General features: G+C 69.5%; 20 protein-coding genes and 1 pseudogene. 8 read left to right on the top strand and 13 right to left on the bottom strand.

All coding sequences use genetic code 11. The features are described from left to right. Positions 1 to 11: 11 nt before the first annotated feature. The 7 genes from WFI52_RS00570 to WFI52_RS00540 form a co-directional block, all read right to left on the bottom strand. Positions 12 to 1,631, bottom strand: a complete 1,620-nt coding sequence (locus WFI52_RS00570; RefSeq protein ID WP_336625511.1) for a xylulokinase — start codon at positions 1,629 to 1,631, stop codon at positions 12 to 14. Beyond that, positions 1,628 to 2,347: an L-ribulose-5-phosphate 4-epimerase gene (locus tag WFI52_RS00565; protein ID WP_336625512.1), complete on the bottom strand. Its 720-nt coding sequence runs from the start codon at positions 2,345 to 2,347 to the stop codon at positions 1,628 to 1,630. Before WFI52_RS00565 ends, WFI52_RS00570 begins: the two co-directional genes overlap by 4 nt. Continuing rightward, positions 2,344 to 3,414 (bottom strand): ABC transporter permease, encoded by a 1,071-nt coding sequence (locus WFI52_RS00560; RefSeq protein WP_336625513.1) that lies wholly within the window; start codon positions 3,412 to 3,414, stop codon positions 2,344 to 2,346. The genes WFI52_RS00565 and WFI52_RS00560 overlap by 4 nt, the downstream gene beginning before the upstream one ends. Beyond that, positions 3,411 to 4,493, bottom strand: a complete 1,083-nt coding sequence (locus tag WFI52_RS00555) for an ABC transporter permease (RefSeq protein WP_336625514.1) — start codon at positions 4,491 to 4,493, stop codon at positions 3,411 to 3,413. Before WFI52_RS00555 ends, WFI52_RS00560 begins: the two co-directional genes overlap by 4 nt. Beyond that, entirely contained in the window at positions 4,490 to 6,073 is a 1,584-nt protein-coding gene (locus WFI52_RS00550) for a sugar ABC transporter ATP-binding protein (RefSeq protein ID WP_336625515.1), read from the bottom strand. The genes WFI52_RS00555 and WFI52_RS00550 overlap by 4 nt, the downstream gene beginning before the upstream one ends. Before the next feature lie 122 nt (positions 6,074 to 6,195). Further along, a complete protein-coding gene (locus tag WFI52_RS00545) occupies positions 6,196 to 7,206 on the bottom strand; it encodes an ABC transporter substrate-binding protein (RefSeq protein WP_336625516.1) in 1,011 nt (336 codons plus the stop codon). Positions 7,207 to 7,412: 206 nt separating this feature from the next. Then, entirely contained in the window at positions 7,413 to 8,429 is a 1,017-nt protein-coding gene (locus WFI52_RS00540; protein ID WP_336625517.1) for a LacI family DNA-binding transcriptional regulator, read from the bottom strand. 183 nt (positions 8,430 to 8,612) lie between these two features. On the opposite strand from WFI52_RS00540, the gene WFI52_RS00535 reads away from it, so the two are divergent. After that, positions 8,613 to 9,518, top strand: coding sequence for an alpha/beta fold hydrolase (locus tag WFI52_RS00535; protein WP_336625518.1), 906 nt, complete (start codon positions 8,613 to 8,615; stop codon positions 9,516 to 9,518). Here the strand turns inward: WFI52_RS00535 and WFI52_RS00530 are convergent. Together WFI52_RS00530 and WFI52_RS00525 are read right to left on the bottom strand one after the other, a co-directional pair. Further along, the gene (locus WFI52_RS00530; RefSeq protein WP_336625519.1) at positions 9,515 to 9,727 is read right to left on the bottom strand and encodes a hypothetical protein; all 213 of its coding nucleotides are present in this window, start codon (positions 9,725 to 9,727) and stop codon (positions 9,515 to 9,517) included. The genes WFI52_RS00535 and WFI52_RS00530 overlap by 4 nt on opposite strands. 95 nt (positions 9,728 to 9,822) lie before the next feature. Next, positions 9,823 to 10,122 (bottom strand): GNAT family N-acetyltransferase, encoded by a 300-nt coding sequence (locus tag WFI52_RS00525; protein WP_336625520.1) that lies wholly within the window; start codon positions 10,120 to 10,122, stop codon positions 9,823 to 9,825. A gap of 457 nt (positions 10,123 to 10,579) precedes the next feature. On the opposite strand from WFI52_RS00525, the gene WFI52_RS00520 reads away from it, so the two are divergent. The 5 genes from WFI52_RS00520 to WFI52_RS00500 all read left to right on the top strand — a co-directional run bounded on the left by WFI52_RS00520 (position 10,580) and on the right by WFI52_RS00500 (position 14,242). Next, positions 10,580 to 11,332 carry a winged helix-turn-helix domain-containing protein gene (locus WFI52_RS00520; RefSeq protein WP_336625521.1) on the top strand — a complete coding sequence of 251 codons (753 nt, stop codon included), beginning with the start codon at positions 10,580 to 10,582 and terminating at the stop codon, positions 11,330 to 11,332. A gap of 176 nt (positions 11,333 to 11,508) precedes the next feature. Next, the gene (locus tag WFI52_RS00515; protein WP_336625522.1) at positions 11,509 to 12,486 is read left to right on the top strand and encodes a DNA-3-methyladenine glycosylase family protein; all 978 of its coding nucleotides are present in this window, start codon (positions 11,509 to 11,511) and stop codon (positions 12,484 to 12,486) included. Positions 12,487 to 12,638: 152 nt separating this feature from the next. After that, positions 12,639 to 13,082, top strand: coding sequence for a VOC family protein (locus WFI52_RS00510; RefSeq protein ID WP_336625523.1), 444 nt, complete (start codon positions 12,639 to 12,641; stop codon positions 13,080 to 13,082). Next, positions 13,079 to 13,327, top strand: a complete 249-nt coding sequence (locus WFI52_RS00505) for a hypothetical protein (RefSeq protein ID WP_336625524.1) — start codon at positions 13,079 to 13,081, stop codon at positions 13,325 to 13,327. The genes WFI52_RS00510 and WFI52_RS00505 overlap by 4 nt, the downstream gene beginning before the upstream one ends. A 90-nt stretch (positions 13,328 to 13,417) precedes the next feature. Then, positions 13,418 to 14,242, top strand: coding sequence for a siderophore-interacting protein (locus WFI52_RS00500; RefSeq protein ID WP_336625525.1), 825 nt, complete (start codon positions 13,418 to 13,420; stop codon positions 14,240 to 14,242). Positions 14,243 to 14,280: 38 nt separating this feature from the next. Here WFI52_RS00500 and WFI52_RS00495 read toward each other — a convergent pair whose 3' ends face one another. After that, positions 14,281 to 14,772 carry a DNA alkylation repair protein gene (locus tag WFI52_RS00495; RefSeq protein ID WP_336625526.1) on the bottom strand — a complete coding sequence of 164 codons (492 nt, stop codon included), beginning with the start codon at positions 14,770 to 14,772 and terminating at the stop codon, positions 14,281 to 14,283. 39 nt (positions 14,773 to 14,811) lie between these two features. On the opposite strand from WFI52_RS00495, the gene WFI52_RS00490 reads away from it, so the two are divergent. Further along, on the top strand, positions 14,812 to 15,198 hold the full coding sequence (locus WFI52_RS00490) for a hypothetical protein (protein WP_336625527.1): 387 nt from the start codon (positions 14,812 to 14,814) through the stop codon (positions 15,196 to 15,198). Then, positions 15,195 to 15,362, top strand: a complete 168-nt coding sequence (locus WFI52_RS00485) for a hypothetical protein (protein WP_336625528.1) — start codon at positions 15,195 to 15,197, stop codon at positions 15,360 to 15,362. The genes WFI52_RS00490 and WFI52_RS00485 overlap by 4 nt, the downstream gene beginning before the upstream one ends. Before the next feature lie 21 nt (positions 15,363 to 15,383). On the opposite strand, the gene WFI52_RS00480 is transcribed toward WFI52_RS00485, so the two are convergent. The 3 genes and pseudogenes from WFI52_RS00480 to WFI52_RS00470 all read right to left on the bottom strand — a co-directional run bounded on the left by WFI52_RS00480 (position 15,384) and on the right by WFI52_RS00470 (position 18,399). Further along, a complete protein-coding gene (locus WFI52_RS00480; protein WP_336625529.1) occupies positions 15,384 to 16,214 on the bottom strand; it encodes an aldo/keto reductase in 831 nt (276 codons plus the stop codon). 49 nt (positions 16,215 to 16,263) lie between these two features. Further along, positions 16,264 to 17,045: pseudogene (locus WFI52_RS00475) on the bottom strand (Cof-type HAD-IIB family hydrolase). Between the two features lie 64 nt (positions 17,046 to 17,109). Continuing rightward, a complete protein-coding gene (locus tag WFI52_RS00470) occupies positions 17,110 to 18,399 on the bottom strand; it encodes a glycosyltransferase (protein ID WP_336625531.1) in 1,290 nt (429 codons plus the stop codon). Positions 18,400 to 18,413 lie beyond the last annotated feature (14 nt).

The following is an 18,413-nucleotide window of genomic DNA, read 5'->3' as shown; positions in this document are numbered from 1 at the left end:
CCACGCGCGCTCTAGAGTGCGGCGACGGCCGCGGCCTCGACGGCGAGGCCGGCACGGTAGCGGTCGAGGTAGGTGGCGAAGCCCGCGACGTCCGCGGGCTCGGGAGCGGCGATGGATGCCGCGGCATCCGCGAACACGACATCGGTCAGATATGCGGAGAGGCTCGCCGAGCCGTCCCCGGCGGCGGCCAGGCGGAATGCTGCGAGGACCGCCATGCCCCACGCGCCCCCTTCCGACGCGGTGTCGCCGACGGCGACCGGGGCGGCGAGTGCGGCGGCGAGGAACCGTTGCGCCACTCCGGTCGTCCGGAACATGCCACCGTGGGCATACATCCGGTCGAGGGCGACGCCTTCGCTGTGCAGCACCTCCATGCCGAGCGCCAGGGTGCTGAACACCCCGTAGAGCTGGGCGCGCATGACGTTCGCGAGGTTGAGCGTCGAGTCCGGTGTGCGGACGAAGAGCGGCCGCCCACCGGTGAGCCCCACGATCGGCTCCCCGGCGAGATGGTTGTAGGCGACGAGGCCGGCCGCATCGGGTTCGCCTTCGAGTGCCTCACGGAACAGCACGTCGAAGACGGCGTCACTGTCGAGGCGCGCACCGGCTGCCACCGAGAAGCGCTCGAACAGGCCCGCCCACGCGGCGAGCTCCGAAGCCCCGTTGTTGCAGTGCACCATCGCGACCGGATCGCCGGCGGGCGTCGTGACGAGGTCGAGTTCGTGGTGGACGTGCGCGAGCGGCTTCTCGAGTACGACCATCGCGAAGATGCTGGTGCCCGCGCTGACGTTGCCGCTGCGGGGCGCGACGGCATTCGTCGCCACCATTCCGGTCCCCGCGTCGCCCTCGGGCGGACACAGCGGGATGCCGGGGCGCAGTGTGCCGGTCGGGTCGAGGAACGTCGCGCCCGCGTCGGTGAGTTCCCCGGCGTCCGCCCCGGCGGGCAGCACCTCGGGCAGGAGCGCCCGCAGCGGCGGGATGCGGTCCGGCGCGAGTGCGTCGAAGCGGGCGACAAGCCGCTCGTCGTAGTCCGCGAGCACACCGGCGCCCCGGATCGGGAACATGCCCGACGCGTCGCCGACGCCCAGCACCCGGCGCCCGGTGAGCTGGTCGTGCACGTAGCCGGCCAGCGTCGTCACGTGGGCGACGTCGGCGAGATGGGCCTCGTCGTCGAGCACGGCTTGACGGAGGTGCGCGACCGACCAGCGCAGCGGGATGTTGACGCCGAGCACCTCGCTGAGCTCCGCCGCGGCCAGGCCGGTATTCGTGTTCCGCCAGGTGCGGAACGGCACGAGCAGTTCTCCCGCCTCGCCGAGGGCGATGTAGCCGTGCATCATCGCCGAGACGCCGATCGCCGCGTACGTCGAGGGGACGACGCCGTAGCGCTCACCCACCTCCGCGACGAGCGTCGCATAGGCAGCGCGGAGGCCGTCGCGGACCTCCTCCAAGGCGTAGGTCCACAGTCCGTCGACGTACGAGTTCTCCCACGCGTACGCCCCGACCGCGAGAATGACCGACGGGTCGGCGGCATCCACCAGGCACGCCTTGATACGCGTCGAGCCGAGCTCGATGCCGAGCGCGGTGCGCCCCGACGCGATGAGGTCGGCGCCGTACCCAGAGGTCTGCGCGAAGGTCATCGCCGCTCGTCCCCGCTCTGACCGTAGACGTTCTGGTACCGGGCGTAGAGGGCGTCGATCTTCTCCTGCGGGATCGGGATCAGCTCCCCTCCCTGACGGGCGACGTGCACCGTGCGGGCGACGTCCTCGCACATGACCGCCGCCTTCACGGCATCCTTCGCCGTCACGCCGATCGTGAACGGGCCGTGGTTCTGCATCAGCACCGCGCGCGACCGGTGCCCGCGGAGCGTCTCGACGATGCCGCGGCCGATCGAGTCGTCGCCGATGATCGCGAACGGGCCGACCGGGATCGGGCCACCGAACTCGTCGGCCATCGCCGTGATGACGCACGGGATCTCCTCCCCCCGCGCCGCCCATGCGACCGCATAGTCGGAGTGGGTGTGCACGACGCCACCGACTTCCGGCATGTTCCGGTACACGTAGGCGTGCGCGGCCGTGTCCGACGACGGCGACCGGTCGCTGCCGGCCGTCCCCGGGACGACATTCCCGTCGAGATCGCAGAGGATCATGTTCTCGGGCGCGAGGTCGCCGTAGGACACCCCCGACGGCTTGATCACGAACAGATCCGCACCCGGCACGCGCCCCGACACGTTGCCCCCCGTCCACACGACCAGCCCGTAGCGCACGAGCTCGCCGTGGAGGTTCGCGACATCCGCGCGCACGGCGTCGATGCGCGCGTGCAGCTCCGCATCGATTGCGATGCCCGCCGCGGTCATCGTGCTCTCCGCTTCGTGAGGGCGCGCTGCAGGAGCACGAACACGAGCAGGATGCCGCCGGTGATGATCGTCAGGTACTCCGGCTTGATCGAGCCGTCCTTCGTGATGATCATCCACAGCGCCGCCAGCACGAGCGATCCGACGACGGAGCCGAGCACGTACCCCACCCCGCCGGTGAGGAGGGTGCCGCCGATGACGACGGCGGCGATCGCGTCGAGCTCCCACCCGATCCCGGTCACGTTCTGCGCCTTGCCGCCGACCTCGGCGGTGTAGACGACGGCCGCGACTCCCGCGAGTGCGCCGCTGATGACGTAGATCAACACGCGCGTGCGGGCGACGCGCAGGCCCATGAGCTGGGCCGACGACTCCGCTCCGCCGATCGCGTAGATCGTGCGGCCGGTGCGGGTGCGGTGCAGGAAGAACACCGCCGCCACGACGATGATCACGGCGATGAAGAACCCCGGGGTCAGGACGAGGTCGTTCACCTTGGGGCCGTCGATCAGCTTGAGGTCGGTCGCCAGCAGATGGATCGGCGCGTCGTCGGGGGCATGCACGGGAACCGTCGACAGCATCGAGGCGAGACCACGGGCGAGGAACATCATCGCCAGCGTCGCGATGAACGGCTGCACGTTGAAGTACTGCACGAGGACGCCCGACACGAGTCCGAACAAGGCGCCGAAGGCGATCATCAGGACGATCGCGAGCCATCCGTTGACGCCGATGTCCATGAGCATGACGCCGGCGACGGACGTGAACGCGACGACCGCGCCGACCGACAGATCGATGCCGCCGGAGAGGATGACGACCGTCATGGCGACGGCGAGGATGATCGTCGGAGCGAAGCTGACCAGCAGGCTCGACATCGTTCCCAGGTGGAACACGCGGCCGTAGGCGATCTCGGCGTACACCAGCATGCCGATGAACAGCGCGACCGCGGCGAGCGTCGGGATCAGCGACTGGCTGCGCCCCCAGATACGCGCCCAGGCCGCACCGCGACTCGGCGTGGACTCCGCGTCGGCTCCCCCGCGCGCGGCGGAGCGTTCCCGTGTGGTGGATGCGCCGCTCATGCGACGACCTCCTTCGACTGCGTGGCTTCAGATGTTGTCGCCGGCGGCGCCGCATCGGGCGTGCGCGGCCCGACGCGGCGGCGCAGGACGAGCGAACGAACGCGTTCGGACTGCAGCAGCACGAGGGCGACGATCACGATCGCCTTGAACGCGGGAGTGGCGGCGGCCGAGACGCCGAGGAACAGCACCGTCTTGTTCAGGGTCGCGATCAGGAGCGCACCGACCGTCGAGCCGACGATCGAGAACTTGCCCCCCGCAAGAGATGTGCCCCCGATGACGACGGCGAGGATCGCGTCGAGCTCCATCTGGTACCCCGTGCCCGATACGTCGACGGTCATGACCTCGGAGACCGTGAAGAGCCCGCCGACGGCCGCGAGAGCGGCGGAGAGCACGTAGACGGCGATGAGGATGGGCCGAGGGCGGATGCCGGCGAGCCGGCTCGCGTGCGGGTTGATGCCGATCGACTCGATCATGAGCCCCAAGGCCGTGCGACGCATCACGAGCGAGATGAGCACGACGATCGCGATCGCGAGGACGAAGCTGAGCGGCAGCCCGAGGAACTGACCGTTGGCGAGGGCGCGGAAGGGCGCGTTCTCCGCATTCGTGTTCTGCCCGCCGGTGATGACGCGTGCGATGCCGCGCCCGGCGAGCATCATGACGAGGGTGCTGATGAACGGCTGCAACCCGACGACGGCGACGAGGAAGCCGTTGACGGCGCCGAGCACGGCCCCGAGCAGCACGGCGAGCCCGATGGCGGCGAACATGGCGCCGACCGAGTCGGGCTGGCCGAGACTGCTGAGCGTCACCATCGCGATCGCCCCGCCGACCGCCATGACCGAGCCGACGGAGAGGTCGATGCCGCTCGTGGCGATGACGAAGGTCATGCCGAGGGCGATCATGACGATGGGCGCGGATACGCGCAGGATGTCGAGAACGTTGCCGGCGAGCTGACCCGTCGTCGGGTTGATTCCGATCGCCAGGTACGACGGATCCTTCAGAGTGTTCAGGGCGAGCAGCAGGGCGATGCCCACGATGCCCCAGAACCACGGGGTGCGAGCGAGCGCTCTCAGGCGGGTCATGCCGATTCTCCTTCGACATCGTCGGCGAGTTCGTCGGCGCGGGCCTCGGCCGCCTGCTCGGAGTCGGCGGCGATGATCGAGACGATCCGCTCCGCCGTCACATCGGGGCCGTTGACGACCTCGCCGACTTTCTGATGGTCCTTCATGATCACGATGCGCTCGGAGAGACGAACGACCTCCTCGAGTTCGGAGGAGATGAACACGACGCTCATCCCGCCTTCGGCAAGCTCCGCGACGGTTTCCTGGATATCGGCCTTCGCTCCGACGTCGATACCGCGCGTGGGCTCGTCGAGCAGCAGCAGGTCGGGCTCGGTCGCGAGCCACCGCCCGAGCAGGACCTTCTGCTGGTTGCCGCCGGAGAGCAGGCGGATGGGGCGGTCCGGGTCATTCGGGCGCACGCTGAAGCGCTCCATGTAGGTCGTGACGAGCCGATCGACGTCGCGCGCCGGCACCCGGCGGAGCCAGCCGCGTTGCGCCTGTACGGCGAGCATGATGTTCTCGCGGATGCTGAGGTCGCCGACGATGCCGTCCTCGCGACGGTTCTCCGTCGAATAGGCGATGTGGTGGGCGAGCCCTGCGACGGGTGTCGAGATGGTCGCGGACGCGCCGTTGACACGGACGTTTCCGGCCTCCGGTTTGTCGGCACCGACGATGAGGCGGGCGAGTTCCGTGCGACCCGATCCCAGGAGACCCGCGAACCCGACGACCTCGCCGCGGTGGATGTCGATATCGGTCGCTTCGAGCGCACCGCTGCGGGCGAGGCCCGTCGCCGCGTACACCGGAGTCGCCGAACGATCGCGTTCGTCGACCTGCCGGTTGGAGCCGAGAGCACGGAGAGCACCGAGGTCCTTGCCGATCATCTTCGAGATGAGCTCGGTGCGATCGAGGTCACGCGTCAGGTACTCGCCGACGAATCGGCCGTTGCGCAGCACCGTGATGCGGTCGCTGATCGCGTAGACCTGGTCGAGGAAGTGCGAGACGAAAAGGATCGCGACGCCCTGGTCGCGCAGACGCCGGATGACGCCGAAGAGCATGTCGACCTCGGCTGTGTCGAGGCTCGATGTCGGCTCGTCGAGGATGAGAACCTTCGACTTCGTCACCATCGCCCGGCTGATGGCGACCAGCTGCTGCAAGGCGATCGAGATCGACGACAGCGGCGCCTTCGGGTCGAGGTGTCCGAGACCCATCTCGGTGAGCGTTTCGCGCGCACGAGCGTGGGTCTTCCGCCAATCGATGCCGAAAAGCGAGCGCACCTCGTGACCGAGCATCACATTCTCACCGATCGTGAGGTTGCTGCAGAGGTTGACCTCTTGATAGACGGTGGAGATGCCGGCGGCCTGCGCCGAGGCGGTCCCGGAGAAGCGACGCTCCTCACCGAAGACGAGGATGGATCCGGAGTCGATCTGGTAGACGCCGGTCAATGCCTTGATGAGCGTCGACTTGCCGGCACCGTTCTCACCCATGAGGGTGTGCACCTCGCCGGGCAGGAAACGGAAGTCCACCTCGTCGAGCGCCTTGACGCCCGGGAACGTGATCGAGGCGCCGCGGACTTCGACGATCGGGAGGGGTTCGGTCACCACGTTGAGACTTCCTCAGTGAACGCGCGGGTCGGCGCTGCGGGTGGGTTCGGGTGGGTGGAGTGGGGACCGCCGCGGAACGGCGACCCCCACCCCGATTTTCTGCGTGGAGAGCGTGGACCGGCTTAGAAGCCGAGGCCCTCGTCGAGCGCCTTCTGACCAGCCTCGGGCGAGTCGAAGGTCGCGCTCTTCACGATGATCGTCGAGTCGACGCTTTCGCCTGCGAGCGCCTTCTTCACGGCGTCGACGGCGTCGGTGCCGAAGAACGGGTTGTACTGCGCGACGAAGCTGAGGTCGCCCTTCGCCAGCGCCTCGAGGGCACCCTTGGTGCCGTCGATCGTCGCGATCTTCACGTCGGTGCCGGGCTTGAGACCCGCCGCCGTGACGGCCTGAGCGGCGCCGATGCCCATCTCGTCGTTCTGAGCGAAGATGAACTGGATGTTGTTGTTGTTGGCCTTGAGGACCGTCTCGATGACGGACTTGCCCTCGTCGGTCTTCCAGTTGGCGGTCTGAGCGCCGACCTTGTTCCAGCCCGACTTGCCGGCGATGGCGGCGTCGAAGCCCTCGTTGCGCTCGTTGACGACCGAGAGACCGGGAACACCCTCGAGCACGAAGTAGTTCGCGCCCTGCGGGAACGCGGTGACGGCCCACTCGCCGACCGACTTCGCGACCTGCGTGTTGTCGGGAGCGATGCGCGTGACGTACAGGTCGCTCGGAGCGTCGACGCCGCGGTCGAGCAGGATGACCGGGATCTCGGCCTCCTTCGCCTTCTTCAGTTCGTCCTCCCACCCCGACGCCTCGGTGGCGGTCAGCAGGATGACGTCGACCTCGTCGTTGACGAAGGTCGAGAAGGCGTCGAGCTGCGACTTCTGGTCGCTCGGGCTGGCCGCGGGAGCGTACTTGAGGTCGAAGCCGGCATCCTTCGTGAAGGCGTCCTTGATCGCCTGCTCGTTGGCGTTGCGCCAGCCGCCCTCGGGACCGACGGCGACGAAGCCGACCGTGATCACATCGCTGCCCGCCGCGTCACCGGTGCTGCCGGCGTCGGCGCCGCCGGAGCACGCGCTGAGCCCGGCGACAAGGGCGCCTGTCGCGGCGATCGTGACGAGACCGCGGAATCCGCGCTTGCTGATGTGCATTCTTTCTCCTCCTTGAGAGCCTCGCGACGGTGGCGAGGGGGCGTGTGCTGCGCCAAGCGGCGCGGGCGGGTCGTACGGGTGCTGCGTGATGAGACTCCGAGGTCTCTCCCCACTGATTGTGCGCGCTAACATTCCCGAACCACAAGTCGGCGCGCGACTTTCGTTACATTTCTGTTACCGCGAACAGTCGACAGCAGACCGCGACGTCATCGAGACGGACCAGACGTGGATGAGCGAACGATCAGCTCCGGGGCGATCAGCTCGTGCGTCGCGGTGTCGTCGCCGTCGATCGCCGCGAGCAGCAGACGCAGGGCAAGAGAACCCAGAGCTGTGAAATCCTGGCGCACCGTCGTGAGCGGCGGCAGGAAGTGACGCGCATCAGGCAGGTCGTCGAATCCAATCACACTCACATCCGCGGGCACCCGCCGACCGCGTTCGACGAAGCCGTGGATGAGGCCGAGCGCCATCTGGTCGTTCGCAGCGAACACCGCCGTCGATCGGTCGAGGTCGCCGGCTGCACCGAGACGGTACCCCGACTCCGCGGTCCAGTCCCCCTGCGCGAATCTCCCCTCGGGCAAACCCGCGTCGCGCAGTTCGTCACGCCACCCCTGCCAACGCGCACGAGCGTCGTACCAATCGAGCGGTCCGGCGACGTGGGCGATCTCGCGATGCCCCTGACCGATGAGGTGCGCGACCGCCATCCGTGCTCCCGCATACTGGTCGACTCCCGCGGTGTGGAGGTGCGCGTCGGGTTCGGACTTGATCACGAGCGTCGGCATGTTCGAGCTGTGCTCGCGGAAGAGCTCCGACGCAGACGATCGCGGTGCGATGACGCACAGGGCATCGATCCCCTGGGCCACGAGGTCGGCGATCCCCGCGGAGATGGTCTCCGCGTCCTCGTCCGACGTGGCGAAAGCGCTGACCGAGTAGTGCTGCGCGCGCGCAGCGCTCTCGATCGCTCGCAGAGTGCTGTTCGGCCCCCACTGCACAGGGCTGTCGACGAGTACACCGATGCGCATCGTCCGGCTCGTCGCCAGGGCGCGAGCGATGGAACTGCGCGTGTACTGCATCTCGTCGATCGCCTGGAGGACGCGCGCTCTTGTCGATTCCCTGATGTTGGGATGCCCGTTGAGCACGCGCGAGACCGTCATGTGCGAGACTCCGGCGGCGCGCGCCACGTCGTAGATGCTGGGCTTCTGCCCACCCCTCGTCGCCTCGGGCACCGGTGACCTCCTCATCAAGCAGCGGACGAGACGCGCATGATGACACGTTCCGCGTTCGACGCCCGATGTCGCCATGTTAGGTGACCTTCGCGACCCGCCGAGGCATTGCGGACCAAGACGCGAGCGGAAACCTGTTAGCGAGAACAGATTCATGCGCCCGATTCCGTTGGGTAGCGTCGATGCATGGCTACCGACGGACTGGACGCGCGCCGCGTCGCGGCGGCAGCAACCGAGAGGATCGACGAGACGGTGGATGCCGCGGCCGACGCCGTCGACCGCGCGATCGACGAGGCGACGGGCGTCCCCACCGACGACGGCGAGATCGAGTCGTTCACCCACGACGGGGCGAGCGTGATCGCGGAGCGGCGCGGGGATGCCTCGGCATCTCGCACCCTCGTCCTCATCCACGGGATCGGGATGGGCCGCAAGGTGTTCGCCGATCTGTCGCTGCGCGCCGAGGAGGACGCGCTCGTCGTCGCGATCGACCTGCCCGGCTACGGCGAGGCCCCGGAACCTCCGCGTACGCCCACGATCGAACGCACCGCAGACCTCGTCGCCGCGTACCTGCGGCACCTCGGACGGGGCCCCGTGATCCTCCTCGGGCACTCGATGGGAACTCAAGTGGTGACCGAGGTCGTCGTGCGCCACCCCGGGACCGTCTCGCACCTCGTGCTCGTCGCTCCGACCGTCGACCGGCACCACCGCCACGCCCTCACGCAGCTCGTGCGCCTCGGTCGCGATCTGCTCGGCGAGAGCGCGAAGGTCCTGCTCCTCGGCGCGCGCGAGTACCTCCGCGCCGGCCCCCACCTGCGCCGCAAGATGCGTGCGATGCTCGTGCACCGACCCGAGCACTCCTACCCGCGGATCGACGTGCCGACGCTCGTCATTCGCGGCGAACTCGACGTCGTCGTCCCGCAGGAATGGTTCGAAGAGGTCGTGGCGGCGATCCCCGATGCGTCCTCCTTCGTCGTCGAGGGGCACCACCACGAGACCCTCATCCGCGATGCCGAGCCCGCGGGCACCGAGATCCGCCGGTGGCTGCGCGCGCGGCCCGACGAGGCGAGCGGACTCGACCGCGAGGCGGACTAAGCCGAGAGCTCCGCCACGAGGCGAGCGATCTCGCTCTCATCGAGCGTCATCCCGATGTCGGTGAGGCGATGGCGGAGCGCCTGCTCGACGGTCGCGGCATCCTCGCCCTTCACGTCGGCGTGCATCTGGGCGACGAGTCCGTCGAGACGCTCCTGCTCGGATGCCGTGTTCTGATCCAGCACCGGCTCGTCCTGCGTGTCTTCGGCCATCGGGTCCCCCTCGCTCGCGACTCAGTGACGCCAGTGTCACCCATTGCGTAGAGCTCGCGCAGGGGCTTGACGGCCGAGGAGTGGGCGGGTAGCGCTCAGCCCGCGGCGCGCTGCTCGAGCAGTCCCGCGCGGTCGGGGTGCGCATCGAACCAGTCCGCGACGTACCAGCACACCGGGCGCACGGCGCGGTCGGCTTCCTGCTCGATCTCGGCAACGGCACGCGCGACGACCTCCGCCGCATACCCATGGCCGCGGAACGCCGGGATCGTGTACGCCCGCGTCAACGCGATCGTGCGTCCGTCGTCGCGGTAATCGAGCACGCTCACGAGGTCGTCGCCTCGGTGCAGGGTGTAGCGAGAGGCATCCTTCTCGTTCGCAAAACGAAAGCCCGTCATACCTCCACGCTACGCCGCTCCGGCGACGTCGGCGCCGATTGTGCACTCTGTCACATTCCGTCACGAAACCGAGGCCCTCGACGTGCGGTTTGACACAGTCCGCAACCGTTCGTCATAATCGGCCCTATGACTGACAACGCACGCACTCTGTCCGCCCGGGAGGCGAACGGATCTGCCGGCATCATGATGCCGCGCGTTGCCATGTGTTGCCGAATGTGTCTCTGACGGTCATCCCCGCCGGGTCCGCCCTCGTCTTCTGAACCACGAGCCTGCAGACCCCCGAGTCACCGGATGTCTCCGCCCACAATGCGGCTGACGGATGCCTCGCACACCGGCCCCTCCCCTCCACGGTCGCCTCGCAGCGATGACACGGGGGCCGCTCTCGCAGCACACGCCTGAGCCCGATCGACACGCGCACCGCGCACCGCCCGGGTTCCACCCCGAAGGATTTCTCCTCATGTCGACCACCGCCCTTCTCGACTCGCCCGCCGCTCGCCTCGCTCCCGCCGGTGCGCCCCGCCACCTTCGCGCTGTCGATGCAGCCCCGGCGCCCGTCCCACCCGCGGTCTCCGCGTCCGCGACTCCCGCGACAGGCGCAATTCCGGTGGGGACGGCCCCGCGAGGCTTCGCCCTCTACGTCGGGCTCGACGAGCTCAAAGCCGCCGCCGACGGCGTCTCGCTGTCGACGATCGTCACAGCCCTCCGTCAGACCCTCGCCGAACTCGCGCCCCACGCTGAGAGCTATGCAACCGTCGCGCTCGCCCCCGCGTCCGCCGGCGGTCGCGACGTCGACGTCGTGCGCCTCGCCCTGCACGAGCCGAGCGCCGTCGCCCGCACGAAGACAGAGGAGCCCGACCAGGACCACGTACCCGGTGGCGTCACGATCGACATCTCCCGCCGTCGCGTGCACATCGACGGCGAGGGCGCCGCGCTCACCTTCAAGGAGTTCGAGCTGCTGCAGTACCTCGTCCTGCGCGAGGGTCGGACGATCGAACGGACCGAGCTCGTGGCGTCGCTCTGGAGCCACGCCGACGACGGCGAGGCCCCCGGCGAGCGCACGATCGACGTGCACGTGCGGCGCCTCCGCGCCAAGCTCGGCCGCTACGAGGACATCGTGCGCACCGTGCGCGGAATCGGCTACCGGTTCGACCGGCACGCCGACGTCGTCATCCGCTTCGGCCACGGCGCGCCCTCACCCGACCGCTTCTGAGGCGCACGGTGCGACGACGTTTCCCCGTCGCCCCGGTTTCGTCGTCGCGAATCGTCGCTATCGCGCACGGTAGCGGCATTCTGTGACGACACTCCCCGGACGATCCGACGATACGTGTCGACCGAACGGCCGCTCGGAGTGGCGGCGCTGTCAGGACCTTCACGTACAGTGACCGCATGACGACGCGGACGGGGATGCCGAGGCGGCAGCTCCCGCCCGCGACACGCGACCCCCGCCTGCCTCCCGCACGTCCCCTCGAGACAGAGTACCGTCCGCGGCATCCGATCGACGCCCACCGCGCGATCGCGGTGCAGCAGCGCGGCGCGCACGACCCCGCCCAGACGAGCGCCGCCGGAATCATCTGGCGCGTGAGCCGTACGCCCGCAGGCGTCGCCACGGTCGCCGTCCGTATCGACCGCACGCGCGTGCGCGCCGCCGCCTGGGGACCCGGAGCCGAGTGGGCACTCGATCAGCTTCCGCGCCTGTGCGGGGCCGACGACGATCCAGCCGGCTTCGACCCCTCGCATCACGCGCTGGTCGCCGACGTCCACCGCCGCCACACCGACCTGCGCCTCGGGCGCACCGACCTCGTGTTCGACGCGCTCGCGAGCGCGATCTTCGAACAGAAGGTCACGGGTCTCCAGGCCTTCGGCGCGTGGCGGATGATCCTGACGTGGTGCGGCGAACGCGCCCCCGGACCGACCCCGCGGCCGATGTTCGCCCCGCCCGCCGACTGGCACCTGATCCCGAGCTGGACGTGGCACCGCGCGGGCCTCGAGCCCCCGCAGTCGAAGACGATCACGGCCGCCGCCCGGCGTCGCGCCTCGATCGAGCGGGCTGCCGTGGAGGCATCCTCGGGCGATGAGCGCGATGCGGTGTTCACGAGCTTGCCGGGCGTCGGCGTCTGGACGAGCGCGGAGGCGCGCATCCGCGCCTTCGGCGACCCCGATGCGGTGAGCGTCGGCGACTACCATCTCGCGCACCAGGTCGGGTACGCCCTGACGGGCAAACGCGTCGACGACGACGGCATGGTCGAACTGCTCGAGCCCTGGCGGGGGCACCGGCAGCGGGTGCTCCGGCTGATCATGCTCAGCGGCGCTTTCGAGCCGCGACGGGGTCCGCGGCTGGCTCCGGAGGACCACCGCGGCCGCTGAGGCTCCGCGCGTCTGGCGGATGTCGGACGCCGCGATATCGCGATCTGGCCGGACGCGTGACCGGCGGAGCGGCGTCCGCCCCGCTCGCCGAGGGCACGATCGCCGTGTGCGCCACCCTTGAGAGTCTCACGGGCCCGAGTCACACTGGCGCCATGACGCTGCAACTGAACCCCTACATCAACCTGCGCGGCACGGCCCGCGAGGCCCTCGAGTTCTACCGGTCGGTGCTCGGCGGCGACCTGGCGATCACCGCGTTCTCGGAGTTCCCCGACATGGCTCCCCCCGGCGAGGAACACCTCGTCATGCACGGACAGCTGACGACGGCCGACGGCCTCGTGCTGATGGTCTCGGACGTGCCCTCGACGATGGAGTATGCGGCGCCCACCGGCTTCTCGGTGTCGGTCAGCGGTGACGAAGCCGAGCGACTGCAAGAAGTGTGGGATGGCTTGGCCGACGGCGGCGCCGTCACTGCGCCGTACACGACGCCGCCCTGGGGCGGGACCTTCGGGATGCTCACCGATCGGTTCGGCGTCGATTGGATGATCATGTGCGACGAGAGCACGGGTGAAGAAGACGGCCCTACAGTGGAGTCGTGACGTTCATACCCGGCGCCGACGACGGCCCCCCGAAGACCGGCTGGCCGCGCGGCCGTTGGGGCTGGCTCGGCGGGACGGTCGTGCTCCTCGTTCTCGGCGTCGTCGTGGGGCTGATCCTCGGGAGTGTGTGGCTCGGCCTGACGCTCGCTGTCATCGTCTCGATCGGGTGGCTCATGGCGTACGAGTCCTGGCGCGGCCGCGCTCCGCACCGGGACGACCCCTGGGATGACGGCGCGCAGCTCTGACTCCCCGCGACGCTCGTCGATGGTGCACGGCGAGGCCGCGACGATCCGCCGTGAGCGACCCCTCGGTCAGGATGAGGCATCCTAGGGAACGTGACCACGTCGACTTCCTCCCCGTCTTTCCGGCTGGACCGCCGCGGACAGGAGCTGCGCTTCCGCTCCGTTCGCCTCGCCGCGCGCGAATGGCTGACCCCGGAGTACGTGCGCGTCCGTCTCGAGGGTGAGGAGCTGCGCGGATTCGACTCCCCCGGCGCAGACGACCACATCCGTGTGTTCTTCCCCTCGGGCGAGACCTCGTCGGTCGAGGAGCTCCGCTCCGCCCCGAACCGCGAGTACACACCTCTCAGCTGGGACGGGGACAAAGGCTGGCTCGACCTCGAGTTCGCCATCCACGGCGCCCCGGGCGTCACGGGCGCCACGGGCGCCACGACGGGCGACGGCGTCGCCGCTCCGTGGGCCGCGACCGCCGAGATCGGGGCGCCCGCAGGAGTGGGCGGCCCGCGTGGGTCGCTCGTGATCTCAGGGCGGCCGGACGGCTGGTTCCTCGCGGGAGACGAGACCGCCGTTCCCGCGATGCGGCGCTTCGCCCGCCTCATGGATGCGGCTGCCACGGGACGCATCCTCGTGGAGGTTCCGGACGCCGAGCGCGAGCTGCCGATCGCGGCCCCCGACGGCGTCGTCGTCGAGCAGGTGCATCGCGGATCTGCTCCCGCCGGGTCGGCTCTCGCTGCTCGCCTCGAGGCGCTCGGCGGCGGCGATCGGCCGGAGGGCGACGTCTTCGCCTTCGTCGCGGCCGAGCAGGCGATCGTCAAGTCCGGTCGCGCTCTGCTGATCGAACGGTGGGGTCTCGACGCCGACCGCATCGTCGTGAAGGGCTACTGGAAGCGGAACGAGAGCGAATACCACGCCCCGCACTGAGCGCGCGGACTCCGCCCGCCCGGCGACCGCACGGAGCGTCAGCCTTCGCGTCGACCAGACAGCATCGAGGCCGCCGTGCGCAAGCCCTCGGCATCCGACTCCGACCATCGCGCGACGATCCGCTCGACGCGCTCCGCCTCCACACCCGTCAGTCGCCCGAGGAGCGGGCGCACGACGTCGATCGTGAGCGGCTCGGTGAGGCTCGAGACGCGCGCATCGCGCAGGAATCCTTCGATGCGCGTGAGGTCGTTGCCCGTCAGGACCGCGACCTGCCTCTGCAGCAGGACGACAGCCGCGAGCCGACGCTCGAGAACCGGCTCGGACCACAGCTCCGACGCCAGCGCCGTGATCTCGTCGTGCGACAGTCCGCGATACCGCCGCAGAGTGTCACGCACCACCCCGCGGATCGCCCCCACCGACGCCCCGTACACGTGCAGTCCGCCGACCGACGGGTCCCCATCCGCCCACGTCCGCCACTCGGATGCCTCGGCACGCAGCGTGCGGTCGATGAATGCTGCGGGCGTCTCCACCCTTCCATCCTCCCCCCGTCGCCCGCCTACGATGTGAGGATGGCCATCGCCCTGCGCACGATCGCGTTCCCGTATCGGGCCGTGGCATCCTTCGTGATCCTGGTCGGAATCGCGCGCGTGTCGGGCCTGTGGAGCGCGAACCCGTCGTGGAACTCGTTCCTCTACTACACGGTGATGAGCAACGTGCTCTGCCTCGCGTGGATGGTGTGGTCGGCGATCGTGACGCTCCGCGACGCGCAGAGCAAGGGCTGGCACGGGTACTCGACACCCTCCGCTCGAGGTGAAGCGGCCGTGATGCACGCCATCACCGTCACGATCCTCTCCTCTGGGCGATCATCCCCTACGCGTACCTGGTGTTCGCCTTCACCTACAGCGCACTGGGCGGCGAGTTCGCCCCTGGAGTGCGCGTCCCCTACCCCTTCATGAATATCGAGACGAACGGGCTCGGCGGCGTCGCTCTCTGGATCGCGGGCCTCACCGTCGCGCTCGTGGCGGTCGGCTACGTCTACTACGGGGTCGACCGGCTGCTCGCGCGCATCGCACACACGCGCCGTGACGCCCTCCGCACGCAGACCGCGTCGACGGACTGAGCCCGCGGCCGCGCGCCGCGATCACATCTCTTCGTGCGTGTCCGGATCGCCGTCCCACAGGCGGCCTCGCTCGAGCCCGGAGATCGCGTGGACCTCGGCATCCGTCAGCGTGAAGCCGAAGACGTCGGCGTTCTCGATCTGGCGCTCGGGCGTCGCGGACTTCGGGATGGGTGTCGAGCCGAGCTGCGTGTGCCAGCGGAGCACCGCCTGCGTCGGCGTGACGCCATGAACGGATGCCACGTCGGCGATGATCTGCTCGGTGAGCAGTTCACTGCGCCGCGCGAGCGGGCTCCAGCTCTCGGTGCGGATGCCGTGGGCCGCATGGAACGCGCGCAGCTTCGCCTGCGGGAAGTAGGGGTGCATCTCGACCTGGTTGACCGCCGGCGTGACCCCGGTCTCGTCGATGAGACGTGCGAGCATCGCCTCGGTGAAGTTCGAGACGCCCACCGAGGTGACCTTTCCCTCCTTCTGCAGGTCGATCATGGCGCGGAACGTCTCGACGTACCGATCGACGCTCGGGTTCGGCCAGTGGATGAGGTACAGGTCGATGCGGTCGAGGCCGAGGCGGTCGATCGACGCGTGTGCCGAGTGGATCGTCTCTTCGTACCCGTGCTCGCGACCGGGCACCTTCGTCGTGACGATGAGCTCGTCGCGGATGCCGCTGCGCCGCACCGCCTCGCCGACCTCGCCCTCGTTGCCGTAGTTGACGGCTGTGTCCAGCAGTCGGTAGCCGGTCTCGATCGCCGCGCCGATCGCGGCGATGCCGTCGTCACCGGTCAGTTTGTAGGTGCCGAAGCCCAGCTGGGGGAAGGCGATGCCGTCGTTGAGAGAGACCGTGGGAATCGTGACCATGGTCCTTACGGTACGCCGTGTGCGGGAGGATGCGCCCCGCGGCGGGGGATCAACGGGCGACCGCGAGCAGCCGCTCGAGCACAGTGACCACCCCGGCCTCGGCGTTCGAGGGTGCGCGGTGGCGGGCGACCGCCGCGACATCCGGGTGGGCGTCCGCCATCGCGTAGGACCAGTCGGCGGCCCGGAGCAGCTCGAGATCATTCAGGTAATCGCCGAACGCGGCCGTCTGCGCCGGGAAACGCCGAGTGCCCGCTGGAGGTTCCGGAGCGCCACGCCCTTATCCACGGTCGTGTTCATGACATCAACCCAGTGCCGACCCGAGACGACCACCTGATGCGTCGCACGCACGTCGTCGAGGGCGCGGGCGGTGTGCGCCTCTCCCCCGTCGAAATCGTAGATTGCGAGCTTCAGCACCTGATCCGTCACGGCGAGGAGGTCGGGCACGACCTCGAGCTTCGCGTAGTACTTCTCCACCTCGGCGACGAAGTCGGGCCCGGTGTCTTCGATGTAGGCAGAGCGCTTGCCGCAGACGACGAGGCCCGCCCGCAGGGTGCCGGCGGCGACGAGGGCACGGATGCGTGTGACGAGGGATGCCGCGAAGGCGGTGTCGACGGCATCCGACGACACCTCATCCTCACCGCGCACGACGAACGCCCCGTTCTCGGCGATGTAGTCGAGCTCTCCGGGAACGCGCGCGAACATCCGCTGCAACGTTGCGAGCTGCCGCCCGCTCGCCGGGGCGAAGGCGATGCCGCGCGCGGCCATCTCGTCGAGCAGCGGCCAGATCCCGTCGGGGATCGAACCGTCCGGCAGGAGGAGCGTGCCGTCCATGTCGACGGCGATGAGGCGGATGTCGGGGGTGGTCACCCCTCCATCATTTCAGCGCGGCCGGCCATCACTGGAGCGCGGCGTGGGTGACGGCGTCGGCGAGCTCCGCGTCAATCGCAGCGCGCGCATCATGCGCCGCGGCCGATGCGGCGAGACGCTGCGCGGAGCGGCGGAACGCGGGGGTCCCCAGCACCCGCGTCACCGCCGCCCGCAGTTGATCCGCGCTCGGCGTTCCCGTGCGCAGGTTCACGCCCGCGCCCGACCATGCGACGCGGGCGGCGACCTCGGGCTTGTCTTCGGTGTCGCCGGCGACGACGATGGGCACTCCGGCGGACAGCGCGTGCTGGATGCCGCCGTACCCGCCGTTCGTCACGAACACCGACGTGAGCGGGAGGAGCCGGTCGTAGGGCAGGTAGGTGGCGACGCGCACGTTGCCGGGCAACGGACCGAGGTCCGCCCCGGCGGCCCCGCCGAGGGAGACGACGACGAGCACGTCGAGCTCGGCGAGCGCGCGCACCGTCGGGAGGACGAGCCGGTCGAATTCGCGGTTGTCGATCGTGCCCTGGGTGACATGGACGACGGGGCGCGTGCCGTCGAGATCGCTCCACCATTGCGGAAGGGGCGCCTCCGCCGCAGGCGGAACGAGCGGACCGACGAAGACCGTGTTGGGGGCGAGGTCGCTGCGCGGGTATTCGAACTCGGGGACGCACAGTTGCAGGAAGCGATCGAACGACGCGGAGATGTCCATGATGAAGGCGGTCGAGTCGGTCACTCCGAGCTCCGCGAGAATGCCCTGCGCGACCGACTGCGTCTGTCGGAACAGCACTCGCCGGGCGACGAAGGAGAGCACGCGGTTGCGCACGCGGCCGATCGGACTCGACGACGGCGGGAGGGCGGTGCCGGCCGGCGCGACGTCACGGCTGGACTGCGTGAGCGGAGTGACGCCGAGCGCGAGGATCGGCGGGCGCGGCGCCGATGAGAACAGGAGCGGCGCGACCCCGCCGAAGGCGCCGTCGACGAGGATCGCATCGGGCCGGACGTCGGCGATCGCGCGCGAGACAGCGGCATGCTGATCGGGGATCGTCCGGACGAAGATCGTCTGGATGTCGTACTGCGCCTGCGCGATACCCCGGTATCGATCGCGATCGGGCAGATAGCTCTCGACGTCGCGGTCGTCGAAGTCCGCGCGGCCGGTCAGGGGCCGGAACTCGGCGCCGGCCGCACGCACCCGCTCCTCGAACCGAGCGCCCGTGAGAACGACGACGCGATGCCCCCGTGAGACGAGGTCGGATGCCGCGGCCATCATCGGCACGACGTGCCCGTGAACGGGGGTGCTGCAGATGAGGTAGGTCGCCATCCTCATTATGTAGC

The organism is Microbacterium sp. MMO-20 (genome assembly GCF_037147735.1).
In the GTDB taxonomy this organism is placed as follows: domain Bacteria; phylum Actinomycetota; class Actinomycetes; order Actinomycetales; family Microbacteriaceae; genus Microbacterium.
Note: the sequence above shows the minus strand (reverse complement) of the source record. Positions and strands in the feature narration are given on the sequence as shown.